This window comes from Pseudonocardia sp. ICBG1142 (assembly GCF_020496255.1).
Classification (GTDB): domain Bacteria; phylum Actinomycetota; class Actinomycetes; order Mycobacteriales; family Pseudonocardiaceae; genus Pseudonocardia.
The window spans coordinates 459,216-485,080 of sequence record NZ_JAHLJC010000004.1; the positions used below are offsets into that span (position 1 = coordinate 459,216).

Sequence of the window (25,865 nt, forward strand, 5' to 3'; positions counted from 1 at the left end):
GGTGGATCACCGCCGGGGTCCGATCGCAAACGCGGCGTGAGCCACTGCCAGGCACGTCATGGTGCCCGGGTCGACCTCGGTGAAACCCGCGTCGCGCACCCCGACGACGCCGTCGGTGCCGTCGTCGGCGGCCGGGGCCAGGCGTGCCCAGGTGGCCGGGTCCGCGGTGCGCACCGCGCACACCGGTGCCGCGCCGACCGGCCACCCGGCGGCCGCACCGAGCAGCATGGTGGCGTGCCCGACCTGCGCGGCGGCCTTGCCAACGGTCATCTCGGCGTGCGGTGACAGCAGCACCAGCGGAGCGTCCGGGTCCGGCGGGCCGGGCTCGTCGGCGGGCAGCTCGGTGCCGCCGATCTGCAGCCGTGCGACGACCTTCGGCACGTCGTCGACCGGGCCGGGCAGCAGGGCGCGGGCCTCGGCGTCACCGACCCGCACCGTCACGCCGGGGAGTTCCGCCACGGCGCGCCAGTGCGCGCCACGGGCCCGCCGCGCGATCTTGCGGATGCGTCCGTCCACCCACGGGGCGACGGCATCGTGCCAGTCGCCACCGGGCTGGGCCCGCGGGTCGGTGCAGACGGCGAGCGCCGCGGTGGCCGCCGCCTCCAGCAGCGCGGTGCGCACGGGCAGCGGGTCGCGCTCGATGCGCAGCACGACCGGCATCGCCCGCACGACGCCGTCGGCCTCCGGCGCGATGTCCCGGCCGCGGGCCCCGGCCCCGTAGCGGCCCGCGAGCAGCGCCAGCACCGGTGCGGGAGCGGTCACGCCAGCGGGACCCGGCGCAGCACGCCCTCGGCGGCGTCGGCAGCCTCGACCTCGGTACGGGTGATGCCCAGGACGAACAGCACGACGTCGAGGTATGGCACCGACACCGAGGTGTCGGCGACCTCGCGCAGCGCCGGCTTGGCGTTGAACGCGACGCCGAGCCCGGCGGTGGAGAGCATGTCGATGTCGTTCGCGCCGTCGCCGACCGCGACCGACTGCTCCAGCGGGATGTCGTGGGCCGCGGCGAACCGGCGCAGCGCGACGGCCTTCCCGGCCCGGTCGACGACCTCGCCGACCACCCGTCCGGTCAGCTTCCCCCCGGAGATCTCCAGCTCGTTCGCGGCGACGAAGTCGAGCTTGAGCTCGCGCGCGAGCCCGGCGATGACCTGCGTGAACCCACCCGAGACGACGCCGCAGCGGTAGCCGAGGCGGCGCAGCGTGCGGATCGTGGTGCGGGCACCGGGGGTCAGCTCGATCTCGGCGGCCACCTCGTCGACGACGGAGGCTGGCAGCCCCTCCAGGGCCGCGACGCGCCGGGTCAGCGACTCGGTGAAGTCGAGGCGGCCAGCCATGGCCTCCTCGGTGACCCGGCGGACCTCGGCCTCGACGTCGGCCCCGGCACGGGCGGCGAGCATCTCGATGACCTCGCCCTGGATCAGGGTGGAGTCCACGTCGAACACGATGAGCCGCTTGCTGCGCCGGGACAGCCCGGCCCGGGACACCGCGACGTCGACGCCCGCCTGCCGCGCCACCCGGACCAGCCGCTTGCGCAGCGTGCCGGGCGGGTAGGCGTCGGCGTCACCCTGGGGGACCGGGGAGACGAGCAGCTCCAGCCCGGTCACCGGGTAGTCGGCGACCCGGCGGATGGAGTCGATGTTGGCGCCGACCGCGGCGAGCTCCGCGGCGATCGCGCCGAACGCGCGGGCCGTGATCGGCCGGCCCAGCACCGTGACGACGTGCGTCGACGGCGTCCGGGTCGCCCGGCGGCCGTCGCGCTGGATCTCGATGTGCACGCTCATGGCGATGGAGTCCATCGCCGCGCCGACCGTGTCCTGCAGATCCTCCGGGTCCCCCTCGGGCACGACCAGCGCGCCCAGGGTGAGCCGGCCGTTGACCACGACCTGTTCCAGGTCGAGCAGCTCGACACCGGCCGCGGTCAGCGCGGTGAACAGCACGGAGCTGACACCAGGACGGTCCGGCCCGGTCACCGTGACGAGCACGGTGGGCCGGGCCGGACCGGGAAGTACTGGGGTCACTACTTCGACTTGGGGTCGCTGTCCGGCATGGACTCCTTGCCGACCTCCTGCGCGAGCACCTCGCTCGGGTGCGCCCGGTTGCCGACGTGCGCCTCGGCGCGCGCCTTCTCGACCAGGTGCGGGTAGTGCAGGTCGAACGCCGGGCGCTCGGAGCGGATCCGGGGCAGCTCGGTGAAGTTGTGCCGCGGCGGCGGCGACGAGGTGGCCCACTCCAGCGAGTTGCCGAAGCCCCACGGGTCGTCGACGGTGCAGACCCGGCCGAACCGGTAGCTCTTGAAGACGTTGTAGAAGAACGGCAGCGTCGAGGCGCCGAGGATGAACGCGCCGATCGAGGAGATCGTGTTCAGCGTCGTGAAGCCGTCCGAGGGCAGGTAGTCCGCGTAGCGACGCGGGTAGCCCTCGTTGCCCAGCCAGTGCTGCACCAGGAACGTCAGGTGGAACCCGACGAAGGTCAGCCAGAAGTGGATCTTGCCGAGCTTCTCGTCGAGGAAGCGGCCGGTCATCTTCGGGAACCAGAAGTAGATCCCGCCGAAGGTCGCGAACACGATCGTGCCGTAGAGCACGTAGTGGAAGTGCGCGACCACGAAGTAGGTGTCCGACACGTGGAAGTCCACCGGCGGCATCGCGAGCAGGATGCCGGTCAGGCCGCCGAAGAGGAACGTGACGAGGAAGCCGACCGAGAACAGCATCGGCGTCTCGTAGGTGATCTTGCCCTTCCACAAGGTGCCGATCCAGTTGACGAACTTGACGCCCGTCGGGATGGCGATGAGGAACGTGGTGAAGGCGAAGAACGAGAGCATGATCGCGCCGGTGGCGTACATGTGGTGCGCCCACACCGCGACCGACAGCGCCGCGATGGCGATGGTCGCGAAGACCAGGCCCTTGTAACCGAAGATCGGCTTGCGGGCGAACACCGGGAAGATCTCGGACACGATGCCGAAGAACGGCAACGCGACGATGTAGACCTCCGGATGGCCGAAGAACCAGAACAGGTGCTGCCAGAGCACCACACCGCCGTTGGCGGGGTTGAAGATCTGGGCGCCGAGGTGGCGGTCCGCGGCCAGCGCGAGCAGCGCGGCGGTCAGGATCGGGAACGCGATCAGCACCAGCAGCGCGGTGATGAAGATGTTCCAGGTGAAGATCGGCATCCGGAACATCGTCATGCCCGGCGCGCGCATGCAGACGATGGTCGTCACGAAGTTGACGCCACCCAGGATCGTGCCCAGACCGGAGACGACCAGACCCATGATCCAGAGGTCACCGCCCGGCCCCGGCGACCGCACCGCGTCCGACAGCGGGGTGTAGGCGAACCAGCCGAAGTCCGCCGCGCCGCCCGGGGTCAGGAAGCCGGAGACGACGATGATGCCGCCGAACAGGTACAGCCAGTAGGAGAACGAGTTGAGCCGCGGGAACGCGACGTCGGGGGCACCGATCTGCAGCGGCACGATGTAGTTCGCGAAACCGAAGACGATCGGCGTCGCGAACAGCAGCAGCATGATCGTGCCGTGCATGGTGAACAGCTGGTTGTACTGCTCGGTCGACAGGAACTGCAGCTCCGGCCGTGCGAGCTCGGCGCGGATCAGCAGCGCCATGACACCGCCGACGGCGAAGAAGCCGAACGACGTCGTCAGATAGAGGATCGCGATGTCCTTCGGGTCCGTCGTCCTCAACATCTTGAGGAACGTGGATCCCTTGCCCTCACGCCGCGCCGGATACGGGCGCGTCGAGATCGGCTTGGGCTCGACGGCTGTCACCTGGGCCTCCATGCACTTGCCTGACCTGAGCACGTCCTCGCGGACGGGCAGACTCTACTTCCCGACCGGCGAGCGGCGCCCGTCCGGTCCGGGAGATCCACTTCGTGGGTCCCGGCTCGTCGCACGGCGCGCGCCGATTGTGCTCTACGGAGAGTAGAACCGACAGTCCCCGACCGCGCACTCAGGGCGCCCTTCACCCGGACCGGCAGGTGGGCGAGGGCCCGCGACGGTGGCGGCGTGGCGCTCCCGGCACTGCCCGGAACCGGCGCGGGGCGTCACCGCAGCGGCTCGAAGACCTCGGTCCAGAGCTCCGGCGCGCTGGCCGGGTTGGGCTGGGCGTCGACGATGTAGAACTCGGTGCCCAGCCCCATCGCGAACACCGGGTCCGGCATCGCCAGCAGGAAGTGGTCGGGCCCCATCTGGCTGGCGTGTGCGCGCATCGAGGCGCGCTTGGCCTCGGCGTACTCGACGGACTCGACCCGGTGGGTGATCTCGGACTCGGGCTTGCCGAACGACGGGTCGTCGGGGATGTCGAGGGAGAAGTCGGCGCCGCCGTCGGCGCGCAGCCCCTTCATCCCGCGCAGCAGCCAGTCCCGGTTGGTGGTGTTCTGCGCGACGACCGGCACCCCGGCGAGCTCGCCCGCGCGGGCACCCACCCGGTGCACCTGGATGTGGTCGGGGTGGCCGTATCCGCCGTTGTCGTCGTAGGTGGTGAGGACGTCGGCCTCCTCCTCCTCGAGGATCAGCGCGAGCCGCTTGGCCGCGTGCTCCACCGAGGCCTGCCAGAAGCAGTACGGGGCGTCGTTGGACGGCTCGCCCATCATCCCGGAGTCGACGTAGCCGAGGAACTCCACGCGGGCCGCACCCAGCACGCGGGCCGACTCGTGGCACTCCGCGGAGCGGCGCACCGGCAGCTGCTCCCCCTCGGCCAGGACGCCGGGCACCGGCTCCCCCAGCTCGCCACGGGTGGCGAAGACGAGGACGACGCGGTGGCCGAGCGCGGCGGCCTTGGCGAGCGTGCCCGCGGTGCCGATCGACTCGTCGTCGGGATGGGCATGGAAGCTGACGAGGGTCCCCACGACGGTGAGCCTAGGAGCCGACCCCGCCCGCCCCGCACCGGGCCGTCGTCGATCTACAGACCGTTGACGCGCCGTCGGATGTGTGTAGCATCACAGCTCCCCGAACCGGCACAGGAGCCACCCACCATGGCCGATGTCGTCAGCGTCGACAACGTCGATTCCCGCCGCACCACCGTGCCCGTCCCCGCAGCGCGCAGGAGGCGCCGGTGTTCAACGCCGCCGCGCACCTGACCGCGGCCAGGGTCGAGGCCGGGGACGGCGCCCGCACCGCCGTCCGGTACCCCGGCGGCTCGCTCAGCTACGCCGCCCTGACCGACCGGGTCCGGCTCGTCGCCGGAGCCCTGCGCCGGGCCGGCGTACGGCCCGAGCAGCGGGTGCTGCTCGTGATGCCCGACGACGTCGAGCTGTTCACCGCGATCCTCGCGACCCTGTGGGCCGGCGCGGTCGCCGTGCCCTGCTCGACGATGCTGACCGGGCGCGAGCTGGCCGTGCTCGTCCGGGACTCGCGGGCGACCACGGTGATCGGCGGCGAGGCGTTCGCCGCGCACCTCACCGAGGCCGTCGCGCAGGCGCCCGACCTGGAGCGCGTGGTGCTCACCGGGGCGGACCCGCTGGTCACCGGGGCCACCTCGCTCACCTGGGACGCGCTGCTCGACGGCGCCGACCCGCTGCCCGAGCCGCACCCGACCTGGCCGGAGTCCCAGGCGCTGTGGCTCTACACCTCGGGCACGACCGGCAAGCCCAAGGGCGCCATGCACCGGCACGACGACATCCGGTTCGTCGCCGACACCTACGGCCGGCAGGTCCTCGGCATCCGTCGCGACGACGTCTGTCTGTCGGTCGCGAAGCTGTTCTTCGCCTACGGCATCGGCAACTCGATGTTCTTCCCGCTGTCGGTCGGCGCCTGCACGGTCCTCGAACCGTCCCGGCCGGACCCGGAGCACTACTCCCGCCTCGTCGAGCAGCACGGCGCGACGCTGTTCTTCGCCGTCCCCAGCTTCTGGGGCCCGATGATCGCCGCCGGGCTGCCGCGCGAGCGGTTCGCCACCGTGCGCCGCGGCGCCTCGGCGGGCGAGGCGCTGCCCGCGCGGATGTTCCACGGTGTGCTCGACCGCTACGGCTTCGAGGTCCTCGACGGCATCGGCTCCACCGAGGCACTGCACATCTTCATCTCCAACCGGCCGGGCGAGGTCGTCCCGGGCAGCTCCGGCTTCCCGGTACCCGGCTACGAGGTGGAGCTGCGACGGCCGGACGGCAGCGTCATCGACGGCCCCGGCGAGCAGGGCATGCTCTACGTCGCGGGCGACTCGGTGTGCACCGGCTACTGGTGTCGCACCGAGGTCAACCGCGCGGTGTTCCAGGGCCGCTGGATGCGCACCGGCGACCAGTACGTCCGCGGCGAGGACGGGTCGTGGACCTGCCTGGGCCGGGCCGACGACGTCCTCAAGGTCGGGGGCATCTGGGTCTCCCCCGGCGAGGTCGAGACCCGCCTGCTGGAGCACCCGGGGCTCGTGGAGGCGGTCGTCGTCGGGATCCCGGACGACGACGGACTGGACAAGCCGGTCGCGTTCGTGGTGCCCCGCGACCCGGCGGCGGCGCCGTCGGAGAGCGAGCTGGTCGCGTTCTGCCGCGAGGGGCTGGCCGCGTTCAAGCGGCCGCGCGCCGTGGTCACCGTCGACGAGCTGCCCAAGACCCCCACCGGGAAGATCCAGCGCTACCGGCTGCGCGCGCACGCGGCCGCCCTGCCGGGGGCCGCCGGCCGCCCCGGCACCACGGAGACCGTGGTCTGAGGCCCCTCCGGGTGTCTCGATGTAGGACGTTCGCTCGACCCGGAGTGCCCCGCCGGGGTTCACTCACCGGACACACCGACGGCGAGGAGGCCGCGTGGACACGTGGGACTGGATCCCGGAGACCCCCGCGACCTGGGACGACCGCAAGCGCCGGGTGCTCGACGGGCTCGACCCCGCGCTGTTCGGCCTCGGCCGGCCCGGGGACGGCGACCCGCTCGGCGACGAGTGGTGGCGCGTCGAGGACGCCGACGGCGCGACCGTCGCCTACGGCAGGCTCGACGGCAGCTGGGGCGACGCCGAGATCCTGGTCCTGGTCGCCCCCGCTGCCCGGCACACCGGCGTCGGCTCGTTCGTGCTGGAGCGTCTGGAGGCCGAGGCGGGCCGGCGGCGGCTGAACTACCTCTACAACGTCGTGCCGCACGGCCACCCCGACCCCGAGCCGGTGACCGGCTGGCTCACCGCGCGGGGCTTCGTCCGCAACGACACGGGTGAGCTGCGCAAGCAGGTCCCGTCCGCGGCGGTGCGCAACCGGGGCTGAGACCCGGACCCCGGCGGTGACTCGGACCCCGGCGGTGACTCAGGCCCCGGCGGTCCGCAGCGCGGTCTCCAGGATCCGCCGGGCCGCGCCGCAGGGATCCGTCGGGGCCGACGCGACCACCGACAGGGCCCCCGACCCGGCGTCGACGACGGCCATGCAGGTGCCCTCGGTCTCCGACACCGCGGCGCGGCGCCCGTCGAGGGTCTCCTCGGTGAGGGTGCTGCCCTGGGCCCGCAGCTGGGCGAGACCGGCGTCGTAGGCGCCGGGCTGCGCGGCGACGATCAGCGTGGTCGGGATCGAGTACGAGAACCCGGTCGTTCCCCCGCCGGTGCCGGCGGTGTCCCAGCGGCAGCTGGGGGCGGGCTGTCCCGTGGCCTTCCCCGGCCCGGTGAGGCCGAGGCCGGACAGCTCGCCGTCGGGGACGAGGGAGCAGGGCGGCACCGAGAGGTTCGCGTCCGCGGGGGCGTCGGCCGTCGGGCCGACGGCGGATCCGCCGCCCGCGCCGGCGCACCCGGCGAGCAGGGACACGGCCACGGTGGCGAGCGCGAGGCCCGCGAGCTGGGGTCGATTCACGAATGGATCATGCACGGCGCCGGACGCCGCCACGTGTGATTCGCAGAACGGGCTACCGCGGGCTGGTCGTGGGGACGGACCGGCGGCGACACCGTCCGTGACCCCGAACACTCCACACTCTTCCGTCGCAGCGTCGCTTGGTTGTAGTCTTTACAGCGTCGCAGTGACGCGAGGAGGAGTGGACTCCATGAGCAGTGACGACCCGGTCGCCGGCACGGACGTCCCCCGGGTGGACTTCGACCGCGACCCGTCGGGCTACCGGCACTGGCAGCTCGCGATCGACCCGGACGACCCCAGGGTCGCGTACGTGCGGCTCGACGTCGACGAGGCGGGCGGCCTCGTCCCCGGCTACGAGCTCAAGATGAACTCCTACGACCTCGGCGTCGACATCGAGCTCTACGACATCACCCAGCGCCTGCGCTTCACCCATCCGCAGGTCAGGGCCGTCGTGCTGACCAGCGCGAAGGACCGCAACTTCTGCGCGGGCGCGAACATCCGGATGCTCGCCGGGTCCTCGCACCCGTGGAAGGTGAACTTCTGCAAGTTCACCAACGAGACCCGCAACGGCATCGAGGACGCGACCGCGCACTCCGGCCAGACCTGGATCGCCGCCGTCAACGGCACCGCCGCCGGCGGCGGCTACGAGATGGCGCTGGCCTGCGAGCGGATCCTGCTGATCGACGACAACTCCTCCACCGTCTCCCTGCCCGAGGTCCCGCTGCTGGGCGTGCTGCCCGGCACCGGCGGCCTCACCCGCGTCACCGACAAGCGCCGCGTCCGCAAGGACCGCGCCGACGTGTTCGCGACGAAGCCCGAGGGCTTCGGCGGGAAGCAGGCCGTCGAGTGGAAGCTCGTCGACGAGGTGATCCCGAAGCGCCGCTGGGACTCCACGGTGGCCGAGCGGGCGGTCGAGGCCGCGGCGGCGTCGACCCGGCTGCCCGCGGGCGAGGGGATCGAGCTGCCCCCGCTGGAGCGCACCGAGACCGCCGACGGCATCACCTACCCGCACGTGCGGGCGGAGTTCGACCGCGACCGCGGCCTCGTGGAGATCACCGTCGACGGTCCCGCCGGCGGTGTCCCGGAGAGCATCGAGCGCGTCCACGCCCTCGGCGCGGAGTTCTGGCCGCTGGCCATGACCCGCCAGCTCGACGACCTGATCCTGCGGCTGCGCAGCAACGAACCGGAGCTGGGCACCTGGGTGATCCGCACCCGGGGCGACGTCGAGGACGCGCTGGCGTTCGAGCGCGTCATCGAGCAGCACTCCGGCGACGACTGGCTGGTCAACGAGATCCGGCACTACTTCAAGCGCACCCTCAAGCGCCTGGACGTGACCAGCCGCAGCCTGATCGCGCTGATCGAGCCGGGGTCCTGCTTCGCCGGGGCGCTGCTGGAGCTGGCCCTGGCCTGCGACCGCCAGTACATGCTCGACGGCACGCTCGACGAGGACGGCGACGAGCAGGGCGACGAGGCCCAGATCATGCTCACGGCGTCGAACTTCGGCACGTTCCCGATGCCCAACGGGCCGTCCCGGCTGGCGAGCCGCTTCCACGGCGACGACGACCACGTCGCCGTGCTGCGCAAGGAGGTGGGGCGCCGCCTCACCGCGGGCGAGGCGCTGGAGCTGGGCCTGGTCACCGACGCCCCGGACGACATCGACTGGGACGACGAGGTCCGCATCATGCTCGAGGAGCGGGCCTCGCTGTCGCCGGACGCGCTGACCGGGATGGAGGCCAACCACCGGTTCGTCGGGCCGGAGACGATGGAGAGCCGCATCTTCGGCCGGCTCACCGCCTGGCAGAACTGGATCTTCGTGCGGCCGAACGCCTCCGGGCCGGAGGGCGCGCTGCGCAAGTACGGCACGGGCCGCAGGGCCGACTTCGACCGCAAGCGGGTGTGAGCCATGAGCATCGACTACTCCGAGAAGATCCCCAACAACGTCGACCTCGCCGGGGACCGCAAGCTGCAGCGCGCCCTGGAGTCGTGGCAGCCCAACTTCCTCACCTGGTGGAAGACGATGGGCCCGGCCGTGCCGACCCAGGACGTCTACTTGCGCACCGCCGTCGACGTCGGCAAGGAGGGCTGGGCGCAGTTCGGGCACGTCGCGATGGAGGAGTACCGCTGGGGCGTGTTCCTGGCCGAGCGCAGCGACGACCGCCGGATCGCGTTCGGTGAGAACCGCGGCGAGCCGGTCTGGCAGCAGGTCCCCGGCGAGTACCGCGCCGACCTGCAGCGCCTGATCGTCATCCAGGGCGACACCGAGCCGGCCTCGGTCGAGCAGCAGCGCCGCCTCGGCGAGACCGCCCCCAGCCTCTACGACCTGCGCAACCTGTTCCAGGTCAACGTCGAGGAGGGCCGCCACCTCTGGGCCATGGTGTACCTGCTGCACGCCTACTTCGGCCGCAACGGCCGCGAGGAGGCCGAGGCGCTGCTGCAGCGCAACTCCGGTGACCTCGACAGCCCCCGCATCCTCGGCGCGTTCAACGAGGAGACCCCGGACTGGCTGTCGTTCTTCATGTTCACCTACTTCACCGACCGGGACGGCAAGTACCAGCTCGGCACGCTGAAGGAGTCCGCCTTCGACCCGCTCTCGCGCACCTGCGAGTTCATGTTGAAGGAGGAGGCCCACCACATGTTCGTGGGCACCACCGGCATCGACCGGGTGATCCAGCGGACCTGCGAGCTGATGCGCGAGCACGACACCGCCGACATCGCCCCGCACGGCGGCATCCCGCTGGACGTGATCCAGAAGTACATCAACTTCCACTACTCGGTCAGCCTCGACCTGTTCGGCTCCGAGCAGTCGACCAACGCCGCGAACTACTTCACCGCCGGGCTCAAGGGCCGCTGGCAGGAGGAGCGGCGCCGCGACGACCATGTGCTGACCGAGGACGGCTACGGCATGGAGCAGGTCCGCGACGGCCGCGTCGTCACCGACGAGGTCCCGGCCCTGCTGGCGCTCAACCTGGACCTGCGCAACGAGTACGTGAAGGACTGCGGCTCCGGGCTGAAGCGCTGGAACCGCATCCTGGAGAAGAACGGGTTCGACGACCGCGTCTACCTCCCGCACGTCGGGTTCAACCGGCAGGTGGGGCTGTTCTCCTCCCACGAGCTGACCCCGAAGGGCGACCTGATCTCGTCCGAGGTGTGGGCGTCCCGCCGGGACGACTGGCTGCCGTCGGAGGCGGACCGGACGTTCGTGCAGAACCTGATGCGCCCGGTCTACGAGCCCGGGAAGATCGCCGGCTGGATCGCGCCGCCGTCGAACGGGATCAACGGCAAGCCCGTCGAGTACGAGTACGTCCACCTCGCCTGACCCCGGGGGCTCCCGGACCGCCCGTCAGCCGAAGTTCTCCACGTGCACGCGACGCTCCGGCACCCCGGCGGCGAGGACGGTGCGCCGGACCATCGCGGTCCACCGGCCGGGTCCGCACACGTACACCTCGCGCACCGCGATGTCCGGGATCCGGGCCCGCAGCGCGGCGAGGTCGTCGGCCCGGCCCGCGTCGGCGCCGAACCACGACCCCGACCGCCGGCGTGGCCCGGGCGAGGTCACGACGTGCAGCTTCCGCTCCCGGGCGAGACGGGTGAACTCCCGGGCGAACAGCGGCTCGCGGGTGAAGCGGTGCACCACCACGACGTCGGCGGACTCGTTGAGGAACTTCTCCGCCAGCGCCCGCAACGGGGTCATCCCGACGCCGGCACCGATCAGCGCGACCCGCGGGCTGGTCCGCGTGCGCGGGGTGAGCCTGCCGTAGGGGCCCTCGATGTAGACCCGGGTGCCCTGCCGCAGGTTCGGGACGGCGGCGCTCCCGTCGCCGAGCTGCTTGACGGTGATCCGGAGCGAGCGGGCCGTCGGCTGCGCCGACAGCGAGTACGGGTTGCCCGCGGGCCAGCCGCGCCCGGACCGGAACCGCCAGACCGCGACGGCGAGCACCGCGGCGGTCCACAACCCCCACCAGAACACCGTCCGCAACGGCGAGGTGGTGAACTCCCGCCCCGCCCACAGCTGGTGCGGCAGCGCGAGGAACACCCCGGCGTAGCCCCACAGGTGCAGCAGGTGCCACCACTCGTAGCGCAGGCGGGTGCGGATCCAGCGTGCGCTGGTCACGACGACCAGCACCACCAGGACGGTCCCGAGCGAGGCGACCGCCATCCCGGGCCAGGTCCAGGTCAGCTCCCAGAAGCCGGCGGGGACACGACCGGCGCCGGCGGGGCCGTGCGCCCAGCTCGCGCATCCGACGTGCGCCAGCACCCCGGCGAACGAGGCGATGCCGGTCCCGCGGTGCAGCGCGATGAGGTGCCGCTGGCCGAACGCGTGCTCCAGCAGCGGGATCCGGGCGGCGAGCAGCACCTGCCCGAGCAGCAGCAGCGACGACAGCAGCCCACAGAGCCGTCCGGTCTCGGCGACCGCGCTGGTGCCGCCCTCCAGCAGCCCGACGGGGCCGCCGCCGTCGACCCACCAGGCGATGACGAGCAGCACCGCCAGGGCGGCGAGCACCCCCGACGCACGGCGGACCCTGCGGTCGGCGCGCGCGACGTCGCGTGCGGGGACCGGTGGGTCCGGTTTGAAGCGGCCACCGGGCACCCGGACGGTGGGGGCGAAGAGGGATGACACAGTGTGGTCATCCTCCCCGACCGCCGGGCGGCGCCGTCGCCGGACCCGGTGTTCGGCGCGCCGACGCGACCACCGACCGCCACGACCGGGTGGCCGTCCGCACCGCCCGGGGCCGGTCCGCGCGGCGGCGACGAGGATCGACGTCGATGTCCGAGTCGAACCTCCTCCTGCTCGTGACCGTCCTCGCGGTCGTGCTGCCCGTCGTCGTCGCGGTCGTCGTCACGGTGGTCACCATGCGGCGGGTCCGGCGCGATCCCCGGCGGCTGGGCAACGCCTACTGGCTGCTCGCCACGGCGGTGCTCCTCGGGTGGGTGCTCTCGATCGCCGGGTCGAGCGGCAACCCGGTGTTCGGCGCGCTCGTGCTCGCCGTGGTGCTGTCGCCACTGATCACGCTGGTGTTCGCGGTGTTCTGCGTCCTCAACGGCGCGGTCATGCTCCGCCGGGAGCGCCTCTCGCTCGGCAACTCGCTGTCACTGCTCACCGGCCTGGCGATCATCGGCCTGCTCGTCGCCGTCTGGCCGGTGCTGGCGCTGGACTCGCTCGTGCTGCGCGCGCTGTGGCTGGCCTGCCTGCTCGCGGCGGCGTTCCTGGCGTTCCAGTTCGCCGCGTTCCTCGGCTACGCGTGGCTCTACCGGTGGCTGGTGCGCGACCGGCCCGCGGACTGGGTGGTCGTGCTCGGCTCCGGGCTGCACGGCAGCGAGGTGCCACCGCTGCTGGCGTCGCGGATCGCGACCGGGATGGACGAGCTGGCCCGGCGTGGCGCCGGGCGGCTGGTGCTGTCAGGCGGCAAGGGCGACGACGAGCGGCTCGCCGAGGGCGAGGCGATGGCCCGCTGGGCCGCGGCGCACGGCGCCGACCCGGCGGTGCTGACCGCGGAGACCGGCTCGCGGACCACCGAGGAGAACCTGCGGTTCAGCTCGGCGCTGGTCGGCGACGGCCCCGGGGTCATCGTGACCAGCAACTACCACGCGTTGCGGGCCGCGCTGCTGGCCCGGCGGCTGGGCATCGACGCCCAGGCCGTCGGGGCGCCGACCGCCGGCTACTACTGGCCCAGCGCGGTGCTGCGCGAGTTCGTCGCCGTGCTGCGGGAGTACCGAGTGGCCAACGCGGTGCTGCTGGCGCTGGTCGCCGTCCCGGTGCCGCTGGCGCTCGTGCTGCTCGCCGGCTGAGCCCCGCTCAGCTGCCCGCGGTCGTCGGGGACGGCGGTGGCAGCGGCGGGCACTGCTTGTCCGACCGGTCCCCGCCGGTCCGCTTCGGCAGCACGCCGGTGAGCAGGTAGTCGGCGACCGCGTCGTCGGTGCAGGCGATCCCCGACAGCGACGACGAGTGGGTGTGCCCCCCGACACCCTCGATCAGCGACGAGCCGGGGAAGGTCCGCCGGGCCTGCAGCGCGCCGGCGTAGGGGGTGGCTCCGTCGTAGGTCTCGGAGATCAGCAGCGGACCGGTCTTCAGCGTCCCGGCGACCTTCGGGGCGGGCCCTGGCTTCACCGGCCAGTCCCGGCAGGGCGCGTTGTACCAGGCGTTGCCCCAGGTCTCGAATGGCGCCTTCCGGTCGGTGGCGGTGTTGTCGCGCTTCCAGGTGGCCCAGTCGCGCGGGAACGGGGCGTCGGTGCACTGGGTGGCGAGGTAGACGGCGTAGTTGTTGTCGTCGGTCGGCGAGCCAGCCTGGTCGAAGGCGGCCTTGAGCGTCGCGGCGTCCTTCTTCGCCCCCGCGACGAACGCGTCGGCGACGGAGGTGTACTCCGCCACGTTGTAGCCGGCCCGCAGGAAGATGTCGGTCCACTCCGAGGAGCCGATCTTCCCGCCCAGCGGGGCCCTCCGGAACTCGTCGTAGAGCGCGTAGAAGCGCTTCTCGACGGCGTCACCGGTGTTGCCGAGGTGGTAGACGGCGTCGTTCTTGGCGACCCAGTCGAAGAAGGTCTCGATGTTGCGCTGGAACGCGACGTCCTGGTTCAGGTTGGCCCGGTACCACCAGTCGCGGGGGTCGACGACGCCGTCGAGGACCATCCGGCGGACCTTGTCCGGGAACATCGTCGCGTAGACCTGGCCGAGCAGCGTGCCGTAGGAGAAGCCGTAGTAGTTGATCTGCTTCGCGCCGAGCGCCTGGCGGATCAGGTCCATGTCACGGACGGTGTCCTCGGTGCGCAGGTGCGCGAGCAGCTCGCCGCCGGCCTTCCCACAGGCCTGGGCGTAGGCCTTGGCCTTCGGCAGCCACGCCTTCTCGGCGCCGTTCTCCGGCCGGTAGTCCGGGCGCGCGTAGCCGCCGTAGTCGGGGTCGCAGCTGAGCGCGGGCCGGCTGGTGCCGACCCCGCGCGGGTCGAAGCCGATCCAGTCGTAGGCGGCGCCGGCGTTCTTCGGGACGGCGGCGCCGAGCCGGGACAGGCCCAGCCCGGGGCCGCCCGGTCCGCCCGGGTTCACGAGCACGACGCCCTGGTACTGCGCCTGCGGGACGGTGTGCCGGATCCGCGAGACCGCGATCTCGATCTTCTTGCCGGCGGGCTTCGCGTGGTCCAGCGGGACCTTCAGGAAGCCGCACTCGGCCTTGGCCTGCTGCAGCGACGGGCTGGTGCAGGCGCCCCAGACGATGCCCGCCCCCGGCGGGGGCGGCGCGGGTGCCGCCGGCGCGGCGACGGCGGGACCGGCGGTCCCGAGCGTCACCCCCACGGCGACGAGCAGCGTGATGATCGTCCTGCGCACCGGCTCCACCTCTCCGGGCGCACGCGCCCGCCCCCCGACCGAGAGCCAGACCGTGCCACCGGCGACGCTGCGTCCACAATCGCCACGCCCGACGGTAGCCCGAACGGATCAACGAGAAACGGACGTCTCAGCCTCGACCGCCACAACCTCCGACGAGCGCGCAGGTCGCGCACCGTGCGGACGGCACCAGTCCCTCGATGACGTCCGCGGCCGCCGCGGCCCCGCCGGCCGCACGGGCGGTCGCCTTCTCCTCGGCGCAGCGACGCGCGACCTCCTCCGACGACGACACCCGCAGCACCGCGTCGCGCAGGCTCTCCGGGGTGACCGCGTCGGCGGGCAGGTGCTCCCCCACCCCCAGCGCGGCGATCCGGTCGGCGTTCCCGAACTGGTCCACGGCCTGCGGCACGGCGACCATCGGCACCCCGTGCCAGAGGCCCTCGGTGCAGCCGCCCATCCCGGCGTGGGTGACGAACGCCGACGCGTGCGCCAGCACCGCCAGCTGCGGCACCCACTCCCGGACGGTGACGTCGTCGGGGATCGCGCCGAGGTCGGCCGGGGAGACGTGCGGGCCGGTGGCGAGCACGGTCTGCCAGCCGGTGCCGGTCATGGCCTCGATGCAGTCCCACCAGAACGCGGGCCGGTCGGTGTAGGCCGAGCCGAGTGACACCAGCAGCAACGGGGCCTTCGGCTTGGGCCACAGCCCCTGGTGGGAGCGGTCGCCGATGACCGGGCCGACGAAGGTGTAGCGGTCGCGGTCGACCCGGTCGAGCTCGGGCTGCATCGCCTCCGGGATCAGCACCACCGAGCGGTCCGGCCGGCCGAGGAACTCCCGGTTCCCGACGCCCGCGCCGACCTCGTCGAGCCAGGCGTCCAACTCGGCCCGCCAGGCGAGCCCCTCCGGGGTCTCCAGGAACGCGAAGGCCTCTGCCATGTCGGTCTCGAAGCCGTCCCAGGCCACCATGTGCGGGGCCAGCTCGACCCGCGAGATGCCGCGGACCCGGGAGAAGGCGTGCCCGGCCCAGCCGGAGCCGTCGTAGCAGACGACGTCGGGGTGCTCGTACTGCAGCGCGTCGGCGATCTGCTCGTAGGCGGAGCGGGCCTCGGCGGAGAACAGCCGCATCGCCGCGACGCCGCCGTCGGGCCACTGCTCGCCCTTCGCCGGGTCGGGCAGGTCGGTGCGGATCCGCAACGGGGTCGCCCCGGTCGCGGCGACGGCCTCGGCGAACCGCTCGGGGACCGGGTAGGTGACGCGGTGGCCACGTGCGACCAGCTCGGCCATCACCGGCAGGTTCGGGTGGACGTGGCCGTGCGCGGCGGTGGTCGACATGAGGACGTGCACACCCGCGAGTCTGCCTTGACCGTCCCGGGACGCGCCGACGAGTATCGCCGGATGGCCCGGCTGCGCTGCGACGTCGTCGCCGACTCCCTCGGACTGGCCACCTCGGTCACGGTGCTGCTGCCCCAGCCGTCGCGGACCCGGATCGGGGGCGGGGTGCGCGACCTCGACGCCCCGCCGCCGGTGCTCTACCTGCTGCACGGCCTGTCCGACGACGACACCGCCTGGACCCGCTACACCTCCGTCGAGCGTTACGCCGACGAGCTGGGGCTGGCCGTGGTGATGCCGCAGGTGCACCGCAGCTTCTACACCGACCAGGCCTACGGCGGCCGCTACCGCACCTGGGTGACCGAGGAGCTGCCCGCGCTGGTGGCGCGGTTCTTCCGGGTGTCGGCCGACCCGGCGGAGACGTTCGTGGCCGGGCTGTCGATGGGCGGCTACGGTGCGCTGTCCTGGGCACTGTCCGAGCCGGACCGCTTCGCGGCAGCGGCGTCGCTGTCCGGGGCGCTGGACCTCGCCGCGCTGGCCGCGGGTCCGCCGCGCGAGGAGGACCCCCGGATCTGGGAACGGATCTTCGACGGCGCCCCGGCGGCCGGGAGCGACGCCGACCTGTTCGCGCTGCTCGACCGGCTCGACCCGGGAGCGGCGCCCGCCCTGTACGTGTGTGCCGGGACCGAGGACCCGCTGCACCCGCAGTCGGTGCGGTTCGCGGAGCGGGCCCGGGCCGCCGGGGTGGCCGTGACCTCGTCGTTCGGCCCCGGCGAGCACGAGTGGGGCTACTGGGAGGCCCGGATCCGCGACGTCCTGGACTGGCTGCCGCTCCCCCACTGACCCCGTCCCGGTTCCGCGGCGTTCGACGGTCGCGGCCGGCGTCGAGCTGCACGTTTCCGCCCCGCGCGGGGCGGAAACGTGCGGCTCGGCGTCGGCCGGGGTGCCGTGTCGGCGAGGTGGGGCGGGGCAGGGCGGGGCGGGGTGTCAGCGGGGCGCGGGGACCAGGCGGACGGGCTCGCCCGCCGCGGGGTGCAGGAGCAGGGCCTCACCGTCGGTCTCGACGCGGACGGCCCCGGAGACCCAGCGCGCGACCGGCACGTTCTCGCAGCCGATCAGCGTGCTGGGGCCCGCCGTCGCGCGCAGGGCGCCGTCGCCGCCGAGGGTCCACTCGCCACTCTGCCCGTTGCAGCCGTCCGAGCCGGTCCAGGTGCCGTCCGGGGCGAACTCGGCGAACGCGCGGCCCTGCGCGGTGCCGTCGGCGGGCAGCCAGCGCACGCCGGTGAGGTCGGAGGCCTCGGCGGCGCGCGGGCCGTCGCGGTCCGCCGCGCCGTCGGGATCGCCGGCCGCACCGCAGCCGGACAGGACGAGCGCGGCGGCGGCGAGTGCGGCGAGTGCAGTTGTCCGGTTCGTCACCTCCCCGGTGTACCGGATCGCGGCCCCGGCCGGGGCGGTCAGCTCCCGGCCTCGTCGTCGCGGTGCGCGGCACCGATCTCGAAGGCGGGCAGGCAGACGGCCACGTACTCCGCCCCCTCCGGACCGGGCGAGCTGTAGCGCACCCACTCCCCCGGCGCGGTGTGCACGGCCTGCCCGGCGGCCACGGTGAGCTCGCCGCCGTCGTACTCGACGCGCAGCGCGCCCCGCAGGACCAGGGTGTACTCGTCGAACTCCGGGGTCTGGCCGGGCTCTGCCCAGCCGGACGGGCTGCGCATGTGGGCGACCGACACCGCGTCGTCGCCGGAGTTCACCCGGCCCACGTACTCGTCGATGGTCTTGGGCGGGGTCCCGGCGGCGGTGACCCGGCTGGCGTTCTCGATCAGCTTCGGCACCGCACCATCCTGCCGCCTCAGTGCTCGGCGGGCGGCCGGGGTGCGGGCAGCGGTGGCGCGGGGCGCCCGTCCACCGGCTCGGCGGGGAACGGTCCGCCGTGCGCGGACAGGTCGATGCACACCGACCAGGCGGGCGGCGCGACGAGCACCGTCTGGTCGGCGCCGGGCCGCATCGGGTGTCGGTAGTGCGCGGCGACCCAGCTGCGGTTGCGCCAGTGCCCCTCGACCCTGACCACGCCGACCACCTCCCGTGGTGTCCCCGCGGGACGACCGCGACGGTACCCCGCGGGAACCGCACCGGGGGAATACCCTGGGGGGGTATTAACGCTCCAGCGGGCGTCCACGACGTCGGGAGGTAGACGATGCACGGCGAGCCACGGGCGGCCTCGGCCCCGCAGGAGCACGGGACGCACCCCGGGGGTGGTCACGGAGGGCACGACGACCACTCGGGACACGGGCACGCCGACCACGCGGCGGCGTTCCGGGACCGGTTCGTCGTCGCACTGGTGCTCGCCGTCCCCGTCGTCGGGTTCAGCGCGATGACCGGGATGCTGCTCGGGTACACGCCACCGGCGTGGTCGGCGTGGGTCCCACCGGTGCTCGGCACCGTGATCCTCTTCTGGCCGGGGTGGCCGTTCCTGTCCGGCGCCGTCGCCGAGATCCGGGCGCGCCGGCCCGGGATGATGCTGCTGATCGGCATGGCGGTGGGCGTCGCGTGGGTGGCGAGCCTGCTGAGCTCGCTCGGCGTCGGCGGGCTGGACTTCTGGTGGGAGCTGGCGCTGCTGGTCGTGATCATGCTGCTCGGGCACTGGCTCGAGATGCGTGCGCTCGGCCAGGCGTCCGGAGCCCTCGACGCACTGGCCGCGCTGCTGCCCGACACCGCCGAGCGGATCGGGGCCGACGGCGCGATCGGCACGGTCGCACCGGCCGACCTGACCGTCGGCGACGTCGTGCTGGTCCGGTCCGGCGCCCGGGTGCCCGCCGACGGCACGGTCGTCGACGGTGCTGCCGAGGTGGACGAGTCGATGATCACCGGCGAGTCCCGGCCGGTCGCGCGCGGGACCGGCGACCGCGTGGTCGCGGGCACCGTCGCCACCGACTCCGCGCTGCGGGTCCGGGTCGACGCCGTCGGCGAGGACACCGCACTGTCGGGCATCCGCCGCCTGGTCGCGAACGCGCAGGCCTCGCGCTCCCGGGCCCAGGCACTCGCCGACCGCGCGGCGGCGCTGCTGTTCTGGTTCGCCGCGGGTGCCGGGGTGGCGACCTTCGCCGCGTGGACGCTGCTCGGCGACACCGCGCAGGCGGTCACCCGCACCGTCACCGTGCTGGTGATCGCCTGCCCGCACGCGCTGGGGTTGGCGATCCCGCTGGTCATCGCCATCTCCACGGCCCGCGCGGCGCGGTCGGGGGTGCTGGTCACCGACCGGCTCGCGCTGGAGCGCACCCGCACCGTCGACACGGTGCTGTTCGACAAGACCGGCACGCTGACCACCGGCAGCCCCCGGGTCGTCGGGACCGCGGGCGCCGAGCAGACCCTGGCCCTGGCCGCCGCCGTCGAGGCCGACAGCGAGCACCCGCTGGCCCGGGCGGTCGTCACCGCGGCCGACGGGCGGGACGTCCCGGTCGCCGAGGGGTTCCGCTCCTACACCGGACGCGGTGTCTCCGCGACCGTCGACGGGCGGCCGGTCGCGGTGGGCGGCCCGGCGCTGCTGCGCGAGCGCGGTCTCGGTGTGCCCGCCGAGCTCGCCGGTGACGTGCGCCGGTGGGGCGACGACGGAGCCACCGTGCTGTACGTGGTGACCGGTGCGGAACCCGGCGAGGTGGTGGGCGCGCTCGCGCTCGCCGACGCGGTCCGCCCGGAGTCCCGGGCCGCGGTCGACGCACTGCACGCCCGCGGTGTGCGGGTCGTGATGCTCACCGGCGACGCGCGCCCGGTAGCCGAGGCGGTCGCCCGCGACCTGGGCGTCGACGAGGTGGTCGCCGAGGTGCTGCCCGAGGGCAAGGACGAGGCGGTGGCCCGGCTCCAGGCCCGCGGCGCGGTCGTGACGATGGTCGGCGACGGCGTGAACGACGCCCCGGCGCTGGCCCGGGCCGACGTCGGCATCGCGATCGGGGCCGGAACCGACGTCGCCGTCGCCTCGGCCGGGGTGGTCCTCGCCTCGTCCGACCCGCGCGGGGTGCTGTCGGTGATCGCACTGTCCCGCGCCGGGTACCGGAAGATGCTGCAGAACCTGTGGTGGGCGGCCGGCTACAACCTGGTCTCGGTGCCGCTCGCGGCCGGGGTGCTCGCCCCGGTCGGGTTCGTGCTCCCGCCCGCGGTCGGTGCGCTGCTGATGAGCCTGTCGACGGTCGTCGTCGCGCTGAACGCGCAGCTGCTGCGCCGGGTGGAACTGCGCCCGGACCGGCTGGTCAGCTGACCCGCGGTGGCGCCGTCGTCGCCCGGACCACCAGCCGGGTCGGCACCTCGATGTCGCCGGGGACATCACCGGGGACGCCGCCGCCCAGCGCGGCGAGCAGCGCCCGGGCGGCGAGCTCGCCCTGGCGGCGGACCGGCTGGGCGACCGTGGTGAGCTCGGCGACGGCGGCCGAGTCGTGGTCGTCGAACCCGACCACCGACACCTGCCCCGGCACCGTCACGCCGGCGCGGCGCAGGGTGCGCAGCACGCCGACGGCGAGCTCGTCGGACATCGCGAACACCGCGGTCGGCATCACCGGCAGCGAGAGCAGCTCGGCGGCCGCGGCGTCGCCGTCGGCCACCCCGGCCCCGGTGGCGACGACCGGGCCTCGGGGGCGCCCGGCCTCGGCGTGCGCGTCGGCCCAGCCGTCGCGCCGGTCGGTCGTCGTGGCGCGGCCGTTGGCCTCGTCGGGGTCGAACGACACCAGCGCGACGCCGCGGTGGCCGAGCCCGAGCAGGTGACGGACGGCGGTCCGGGCACCGGCGCGGTCGTCGATGCCGATCCGCGGCCGACCGGGCATGTCCCCGCCGAGTACGACGACCGGGATCCCCAGCGCGTCCAGCGCCGCGGCCTCGGTGGTGTCGATGGCCGAGGCGACGACGATCAGCCCGTCGGCGCGACCGCGCACCGGCAGCGTCGCGAAGAAGTGCGTCCGCGCCTGAGGGTCGCCGAGGTTGTGCAGCTGGGTGACGTGCCCGGCCGCGGACAGCACGCCCTCCACCCCGGCGACGGCCTCGGCGAAGAACCAGCGGGTCGGGAAGCGGGCGAGCACGGCGACCGTCAGCGGCCGGACCGGGACGGAGTAGCCGAGGGAGGCCGCCGCCCGCCGGACGCGTTCGCGGGTGTCGTGCGAGACGGGGGTGCCCTCGCGCAGGGCGCGCGACACCGTCGCCGGCGAGACCCCGGCGAGCTCGGCGACCCGCCGGACACCCACCCGGCGTACGACCTCGCGCACCGGCTCGTCCGTCACGGGGGTCATCGTGCCCGCCTCTCGACAGCGGTTGCAACCGGATGAAACACTCTGCAACACCGCCCCGCCCACGATCCGTCCCCGGGAGCATCATGTCCGTGCACGAGCAGGACTGGTGGCGCAACGCCGTCGTCTACCAGGTCTACATCCGCAGCTTCGCCGACGGGAACGGCGACGGGACCGGTGACCTCACCGGCCTGCGCAGCAGGCTCGACCATCTCGACCGGCTCGGCGTCGACGCGATCTGGATCAACCCCTGGTACCCGTCTCCGCTGGCCGACGGCGGCTACGACGTGGCCGACTACCGCGCGATCAACCCGATGTTCGGCGACACCGCGCAGGCCGAGGCCCTGATCGCCGAGGCGCACGAGCGCGGCATCAAGGTGCTGCTCGACATCGTCCCGAACCACCACTCCGACGAGCACGTGTGGTTCCGGCAGGCGCTGGCCGCCGGCCCCGGCTCGCCGGAGCGCGAGCGCTACATCTTCCGCGACGGCCGCGGCACCGACGGCGCGCTGCCGCCGAACAACTGGCAGTCGATGTTCGGCGGGTCCGCGTGGGAGCGGGTCGTCTCCCCCGATGGGACCCCGGAGCAGTGGTACCTGCACCTGTTCGACATCCGGCAGCCGGACGTGAACTGGGAGCACCCGGAGATCCGCGCCGATTTCGAGGAGACACTGCGCTTCTGGTTCGACCGGGGTGTGGACGGGTTCCGCGTCGACGTCGCGAACTCGATGGTGAAGGAGCCCGGGCTGCCCGACATCGTCGAGGGCGTCAACGACGTCCAGGACGGCAGCCACCCCTACCTCGACCGCGACGGCGTGCACGACATCTTCCGGTCGTGGCGCCGGATCGGCGACACCTACGACCCGCCGCGGGTGTTCGTCGCCGAGGCCTGGGGGCCGGACCCGCAGCGGCTGGCCCGCTACCTGCGCCCGGACGAGCTGCAGACCGCGTTCAGCTTCAACTTCCTCACCGCCGCCTGGCTGGCCGACGACCTGCGCGCCAACATCGACGACGCGATCGCCGAGAACACCCGGGTCGGCGCACCGGCGACCTGGGTGCTGTCCAACCACGACGTCTGCCGGCACCCCAGCCGGCTGGCCCGCAAGCCCGAGGCCGGGCGCGGCTGGAACCTCGACGACGTGATCGCCCTGCCTGCCGACCCGGAGCTCGGGCTGCGCCGGGCCCGCGCGGCGACGCTGCTGATGCTCGCGCTGCCCGGCACCGCGTACCTCTACCAGGGCGAGGAGTTCGGGCTGCCCGAGGTCGAGGACATCCCGACCGACCGGCTCGACGACCCGACCTGGGAGCTGTCCGGGCACACCCTGCGCGGACGCGACGGCTGCCGCGTCCCGCTGCCGTGGGTCGCGGACGCGCCGGGCTTCGGCTTCGGCCCGTCCGGCGAACCGTGGCTGCCCCAGCCCGCGGTCTTCGCCCGGCACGCCGCGGACGCCCAGGAGGCCGACCCGGACTCGGTGCTGCACCTCTACCGCGACGCGCTGGCCATCCGCCGCGCCCACCCCGCGCTCGGCGGCGGCACCCTGGCCTGGCAGGAGTCGCCGGAGGGCACGCTGGCCCTGACCCGTACCTCGGACGCCGGCGACGGCGGCTTCACCTGCCTGGTGAACGTCTCCTCCGCGCCGGTGTCGCTGCCCGAGGACGCCGAGGTGATGCTGGCCAGCGGCCCGCTCACCGCGCGCGGCGAGGTCCCCTCCGACACCGCGGTGTGGCTGCGCCACTGAGCTGCGGCACTGAGCCGCACCACTGAGCCGCGTCGCCGGCCGGTCCGCCCACGACGGCCGGGCCGGGCACCCGCCCGGCCCGGCCGTCGGCGGCTCAGGCGACGATGGGCAGCCCGGCGAACCAGACCTCGCGCAGCGTGCGCTCGGTCCAGCGCCACACCCGCCGTGCGACGACCGGGTCGAGCGCGTGGGTGGCGACCCCGCCCTCCACTCCCGGCCCGACCGGTCCCGCCTCCGCGAGCCCGGCGAAGTAGCGCCCGCTGATCCCACCGACCAGCGGTGACGCCGCGGCCAGTACGACCGTCGCGGCCCCCTGCTCGGGGTCGACCCCCACCGGGCCGGGGTCGGCGGCGTTCACCGCGATCCCGTCGCCCGACCAGCAACGCGCGGCCTCGACCGCGTGCAGCAGCGCCGCACTCCGGGACCGGGCGTGGGCGAGGTGGGCGTCGTAGCGCTGGTCGGAGAAGTGCGGGTCCTCCGGGTCGAAGGCCGCGTCCCGGTGGGCGGCGGAGGTCACGGTGACCACCCGGGCGCCGTCGACCGCGGTGAGCGCCCAGTGCAGCCCCGAGGTGAGCGACGCCGGCCCGAGGTGGTTGACGGCCAGGTGCAGCTCCCAGTCGTCGACGGTGCGGGTCAGCGGGGCACCGGCGACGGCGGCGGCGTGCACGAGCATGTGCAGCGGGCCGTCCCACAGCCGCACGAAGCGGGCGACCGAGCGCTGGTCGGACAGGTCGAGCTCGCCGACGGCGACGCGCTCGTTGCCGGTGTCGGCGACGATGCCGTCGCGGGCGACGGCCCCGGCCTCGGCGTCGCGCACGGCGAGGGTGACCTCGGCCCCGGCGGCGGCCAGTGCGCGGGCGGTGGCGAGGCCGACCCCGGTGGTGGCACCGGTGACGACGGCGCGCCGCCCGGTGAGGTCAACGCCGGCGAGGACGTCGGCGGCGGTGGCCGCGGCCGGTGCGACCGGGAGGACAGCGGCCGCCGTCGAGGTGGTCGAGGTGATGGTGGAGACGGGACGGGATCGGTCGGTCGTGGAGCGGAACAGCATGGCGTGATCCCTTCTGAGCACCGGGTACGCGGTCGGTGACGTCGTCGTTGCGTCGCCGTGTCCCCGGGGACAAGTAAGCGGAGGATCCTCCGTATGACTCGGGACTCTATCCGGAGCATCCTCCGGATCGCAAGACGTATCGTGGGATCGTCAGTCCACCCGAGGAGGCACCGTCATGGGCACCAGCACACGTTCCGGCCTGCGCGCGGACGCCGCGCGCAACCGTGAGCTACTGCTGGCCGCGGCCGTGCGCGCGTTCACCGCGGAGAGCCGCGGCGGCCCCGCCACGACCCTCGACGGCATCGCGAAGGACGCCGGTGTCGGCATCGGCACGCTCTACCGGCACTTCCCGAACCGGGACTCCCTGGTCGAGGCGGTCTACCGCAACGAGCTCGACCGGCTCTGCGCCGCGGCCGAACAGCTGCGCACCGAGCTGCCCGCGGACCAGGCACTGCGGGCCTGGATGGACCGCTTCGTCGACTACGTGATCACCAAGAAGCACCTCGCGGACTCGCTGCACGCCCTCGTCGCCTGCGGGCACAACCCGTTCGCCCAGAGTCGCGAGCGGATGGTCGAGGCCGTCCGCCTGCTCCAGCAGGCCGGCGTCGCCGACGGCACCCTGCGCGACGACGTCGACGCCGCGGACGTGCTCGTCGGCACCAGCGGGATCTGCATGGCCGTCGCCGACCCGCAGGGACGCGAGCAGGCCGGACGACTGCTGGACCTGCTCGTCGACGGCCTGCGTCCGCGCTGAGCCCCGGCCCGGGCACCCGGGGTGATCGTCCGGACACGTAGGATCCGTCCCGGACGAGGGCACCGGCCCGGACGAGCACGGAGGCATCATGGGCGAGCCGTTGCGCCGCGGAACGGACCGCGGGGAACACCGCCGTCCGGCCGTCGCGACCGCTCCGCCGGCCGACCTGGTCGCCGCCCCCGGCTACGGCGCGCGCCGCATGTACCAGGCGTACCTCGCCGCCTGGAGCCGCCACGTCGACCCGGTGCTGACCGGCCCGCAGTTCGCGGTGCTGTCGGCGATCCGCGCCTACCCCGAGTCCGACCAGAGCTCGCTGGCCGGCGCCGTCGCCCTGGACACCTCCACGATGGCCGACGTCTGCCGCCGGATGGAGCGCCGAGGACTCATCGAGCGCACCGAGTCCCCCCGCGACGCCCGGCGCAAGATCCTCTCCCTCACCGACGACGGCGCGGCCGCCCTCGCCGAGGTCACCCGCCGGACGCGGCGCCTGGACGCGGAGCTGCTGGCCGCGGTCCCGCAGGACCGGCGCTCGGAGATCGCCGGCCTGCTCAACACCCTCGGCGCCCACTGGGAGGCGGTCGCGGAGCGGACGTCGCTGCCCGGCGACGACTGAACCCGCCCGCCCGGTTACACCCCCGTTTCCCTTCCGGGTCGTTCCCGCGAGAACCTTGCGTA

The 25,865-nt window shown here is 73.8% G+C and carries 23 protein-coding genes; 10 read left to right on the top strand and 13 right to left on the bottom strand.

All coding sequences use genetic code 11. From position 1 onward, the window contains the following. Window positions 1-6: 6 nt before the first annotated feature. The 4 genes from KPL59_RS04645 to KPL59_RS04660 form a co-directional block, all read right to left on the bottom strand. Complete coding sequence (locus KPL59_RS04645; RefSeq protein ID WP_226351303.1) at window positions 7-762, bottom strand: peptidyl-tRNA hydrolase; 756 nt, start codon at window positions 760-762, stop codon at window positions 7-9. After that, entirely contained in the window at window positions 759-2,018 is a 1,260-nt protein-coding gene (gene serB, locus KPL59_RS04650; protein ID WP_075307959.1) for a phosphoserine phosphatase SerB, read from the bottom strand. The genes KPL59_RS04645 and serB overlap by 4 nt, the downstream gene beginning before the upstream one ends. Continuing rightward, window positions 2,018-3,772, bottom strand: a complete 1,755-nt coding sequence (ctaD, locus tag KPL59_RS04655) for a cytochrome c oxidase subunit I (RefSeq protein WP_043280148.1) — start codon at window positions 3,770-3,772, stop codon at window positions 2,018-2,020. The genes serB and ctaD overlap by 1 nt, the downstream gene beginning before the upstream one ends. Window positions 3,773-4,047: 275 nt before the next feature. Next, on the bottom strand, window positions 4,048-4,851 hold the full coding sequence (locus KPL59_RS04660; RefSeq protein ID WP_226360037.1) for a PIG-L family deacetylase: 804 nt from the start codon (window positions 4,849-4,851) through the stop codon (window positions 4,048-4,050). 206 nt (window positions 4,852-5,057) lie between these two features. Here KPL59_RS04660 and KPL59_RS04665 point away from each other — a divergent pair, with 206 nt between their 5' ends. Both KPL59_RS04665 and KPL59_RS04670 read left to right on the top strand, forming a co-directional pair. Further along, window positions 5,058-6,641: a benzoate-CoA ligase family protein gene (locus KPL59_RS04665; RefSeq protein ID WP_226360038.1), complete on the top strand. Its 1,584-nt coding sequence runs from the start codon at window positions 5,058-5,060 to the stop codon at window positions 6,639-6,641. Window positions 6,642-6,735: 94 nt separating this feature from the next. After that, a complete protein-coding gene (locus KPL59_RS04670; RefSeq protein ID WP_020625596.1) occupies window positions 6,736-7,179 on the top strand; it encodes a hypothetical protein in 444 nt (147 codons plus the stop codon). Window positions 7,180-7,218: 39 nt separating this feature from the next. On the opposite strand, the gene KPL59_RS04675 is transcribed toward KPL59_RS04670, so the two are convergent. After that, entirely contained in the window at window positions 7,219-7,752 is a 534-nt protein-coding gene (locus KPL59_RS04675) for a DUF3558 family protein (protein ID WP_226360039.1), read from the bottom strand. Between the two features lie 187 nt (window positions 7,753-7,939). Between KPL59_RS04675 and boxC the strand changes: the two genes are divergently transcribed. Then, the gene (gene boxC, locus KPL59_RS04680; RefSeq protein ID WP_226360040.1) at window positions 7,940-9,649 is read left to right on the top strand and encodes a 2,3-epoxybenzoyl-CoA dihydrolase; all 1,710 of its coding nucleotides are present in this window, start codon (window positions 7,940-7,942) and stop codon (window positions 9,647-9,649) included. A 3-nt stretch (window positions 9,650-9,652) separates the two neighbouring features. Beyond that, window positions 9,653-11,065, top strand: a complete 1,413-nt coding sequence (boxB, locus tag KPL59_RS04685) for a benzoyl-CoA 2,3-epoxidase subunit BoxB (protein ID WP_020625593.1) — start codon at window positions 9,653-9,655, stop codon at window positions 11,063-11,065. A gap of 24 nt (window positions 11,066-11,089) precedes the next feature. Here the strand turns inward: boxB and KPL59_RS04690 are convergent, their stop codons facing one another. Further along, complete coding sequence (locus tag KPL59_RS04690; RefSeq protein ID WP_226360041.1) at window positions 11,090-12,367, bottom strand: ferredoxin reductase family protein; 1,278 nt, start codon at window positions 12,365-12,367, stop codon at window positions 11,090-11,092. A 146-nt stretch (window positions 12,368-12,513) separates the two neighbouring features. On the opposite strand from KPL59_RS04690, the gene KPL59_RS04695 reads away from it, so the two are divergent. Further along, window positions 12,514-13,536, top strand: a complete 1,023-nt coding sequence (locus KPL59_RS04695; protein WP_226360042.1) for a YdcF family protein — start codon at window positions 12,514-12,516, stop codon at window positions 13,534-13,536. A 7-nt stretch (window positions 13,537-13,543) separates the two neighbouring features. Here the strand turns inward: KPL59_RS04695 and KPL59_RS04700 are convergent, their stop codons facing one another. Together KPL59_RS04700 and KPL59_RS04705 are read right to left on the bottom strand one after the other, a co-directional pair. After that, window positions 13,544-15,064, bottom strand: a complete 1,521-nt coding sequence (locus KPL59_RS04700) for an alpha/beta hydrolase (protein WP_226360043.1) — start codon at window positions 15,062-15,064, stop codon at window positions 13,544-13,546. Between the two features lie 127 nt (window positions 15,065-15,191). After that, window positions 15,192-16,391, bottom strand: coding sequence for a macrolide family glycosyltransferase (locus tag KPL59_RS04705; RefSeq protein ID WP_226360044.1), 1,200 nt, complete (start codon window positions 16,389-16,391; stop codon window positions 15,192-15,194). A 27-nt stretch (window positions 16,392-16,418) separates the two neighbouring features. Here KPL59_RS04705 and KPL59_RS04710 point away from each other — a divergent pair, with 27 nt between their 5' ends. Beyond that, window positions 16,419-17,231, top strand: coding sequence for an alpha/beta hydrolase family protein (locus KPL59_RS04710; protein ID WP_226360045.1), 813 nt, complete (start codon window positions 16,419-16,421; stop codon window positions 17,229-17,231). A gap of 144 nt (window positions 17,232-17,375) precedes the next feature. On the opposite strand, the gene KPL59_RS04715 is transcribed toward KPL59_RS04710, so the two are convergent. From KPL59_RS04715 to KPL59_RS04725, 3 genes are read right to left on the bottom strand one after another with little or no spacing between them, the layout of a single operon-like run. After that, entirely contained in the window at window positions 17,376-17,804 is a 429-nt protein-coding gene (locus tag KPL59_RS04715) for an META domain-containing protein (RefSeq protein ID WP_226359033.1), read from the bottom strand. A 38-nt stretch (window positions 17,805-17,842) separates the two neighbouring features. Then, on the bottom strand, window positions 17,843-18,217 hold the full coding sequence (locus tag KPL59_RS04720; protein WP_060714438.1) for a cupin domain-containing protein: 375 nt from the start codon (window positions 18,215-18,217) through the stop codon (window positions 17,843-17,845). 17 nt (window positions 18,218-18,234) lie between these two features. After that, entirely contained in the window at window positions 18,235-18,453 is a 219-nt protein-coding gene (locus KPL59_RS04725; RefSeq protein WP_143510301.1) for a hypothetical protein, read from the bottom strand. Window positions 18,454-18,579: 126 nt separating this feature from the next. On the opposite strand from KPL59_RS04725, the gene KPL59_RS04730 reads away from it, so the two are divergent. Beyond that, on the top strand, window positions 18,580-20,634 hold the full coding sequence (locus KPL59_RS04730; RefSeq protein WP_226360046.1) for a copper-translocating P-type ATPase: 2,055 nt from the start codon (window positions 18,580-18,582) through the stop codon (window positions 20,632-20,634). On the opposite strand, the gene KPL59_RS04735 is transcribed toward KPL59_RS04730, so the two are convergent. After that, window positions 20,627-21,652, bottom strand: coding sequence for a LacI family DNA-binding transcriptional regulator (locus KPL59_RS04735; protein ID WP_226360047.1), 1,026 nt, complete (start codon window positions 21,650-21,652; stop codon window positions 20,627-20,629). The genes KPL59_RS04730 and KPL59_RS04735 overlap by 8 nt on opposite strands. A gap of 83 nt (window positions 21,653-21,735) precedes the next feature. Between KPL59_RS04735 and KPL59_RS04740 the strand changes: the two genes are divergently transcribed. Continuing rightward, window positions 21,736-23,388 carry a glycoside hydrolase family 13 protein gene (locus KPL59_RS04740; protein ID WP_226360048.1) on the top strand — a complete coding sequence of 551 codons (1,653 nt, stop codon included), beginning with the start codon at window positions 21,736-21,738 and terminating at the stop codon, window positions 23,386-23,388. A gap of 94 nt (window positions 23,389-23,482) precedes the next feature. On the opposite strand, the gene KPL59_RS04745 is transcribed toward KPL59_RS04740, so the two are convergent. Beyond that, window positions 23,483-24,436, bottom strand: a complete 954-nt coding sequence (locus KPL59_RS04745; protein ID WP_226360049.1) for an SDR family NAD(P)-dependent oxidoreductase — start codon at window positions 24,434-24,436, stop codon at window positions 23,483-23,485. 175 nt (window positions 24,437-24,611) lie between these two features. On the opposite strand from KPL59_RS04745, the gene KPL59_RS04750 reads away from it, so the two are divergent. Both KPL59_RS04750 and KPL59_RS04755 read left to right on the top strand, forming a co-directional pair. Next, window positions 24,612-25,190, top strand: a complete 579-nt coding sequence (locus KPL59_RS04750) for a TetR/AcrR family transcriptional regulator (RefSeq protein ID WP_149664784.1) — start codon at window positions 24,612-24,614, stop codon at window positions 25,188-25,190. 88 nt (window positions 25,191-25,278) lie between these two features. Then, window positions 25,279-25,803 carry a MarR family winged helix-turn-helix transcriptional regulator gene (locus KPL59_RS04755; protein WP_226360050.1) on the top strand — a complete coding sequence of 175 codons (525 nt, stop codon included), beginning with the start codon at window positions 25,279-25,281 and terminating at the stop codon, window positions 25,801-25,803. The last annotated feature ends 62 nt before the right edge of the window (window positions 25,804-25,865 follow it).

Bases quoted from the DNA above. Each gene is read 5' to 3' on its own strand.
- KPL59_RS04740 (WP_226360048.1), top strand. From the start codon at position 21,736: ATGTCCGTGCACGAGCAGGACTGGTGGCGCAACGCCGTCGTCTACCAG.
- KPL59_RS04705 (WP_226360044.1), bottom strand. From the start codon at position 16,391: ATGTCGACCACCGCCGCGCACGGCCACGTCCACCCGAACCTGCCGGTG.
- KPL59_RS04695 (WP_226360042.1), top strand. From the start codon at position 12,514: ATGTCCGAGTCGAACCTCCTCCTGCTCGTGACCGTCCTCGCGGTCGTG.
- KPL59_RS04750 (WP_149664784.1), top strand. From the start codon at position 24,612: ATGGGCACCAGCACACGTTCCGGCCTGCGCGCGGACGCCGCGCGCAAC.
- KPL59_RS04755 (WP_226360050.1), top strand. From the start codon at position 25,279: ATGGGCGAGCCGTTGCGCCGCGGAACGGACCGCGGGGAACACCGCCGT.
- KPL59_RS04730 (WP_226360046.1), top strand. From the start codon at position 18,580: ATGCACGGCGAGCCACGGGCGGCCTCGGCCCCGCAGGAGCACGGGACG.
- KPL59_RS04735 (WP_226360047.1), bottom strand. From the start codon at position 21,652: ATGACCCCCGTGACGGACGAGCCGGTGCGCGAGGTCGTACGCCGGGTG.
- boxB (WP_020625593.1), top strand. From the start codon at position 9,653: ATGAGCATCGACTACTCCGAGAAGATCCCCAACAACGTCGACCTCGCC.
- boxC (WP_226360040.1), top strand. From the start codon at position 7,940: ATGAGCAGTGACGACCCGGTCGCCGGCACGGACGTCCCCCGGGTGGAC.
- KPL59_RS04745 (WP_226360049.1), bottom strand. From the start codon at position 24,436: ATGCTGTTCCGCTCCACGACCGACCGATCCCGTCCCGTCTCCACCATC.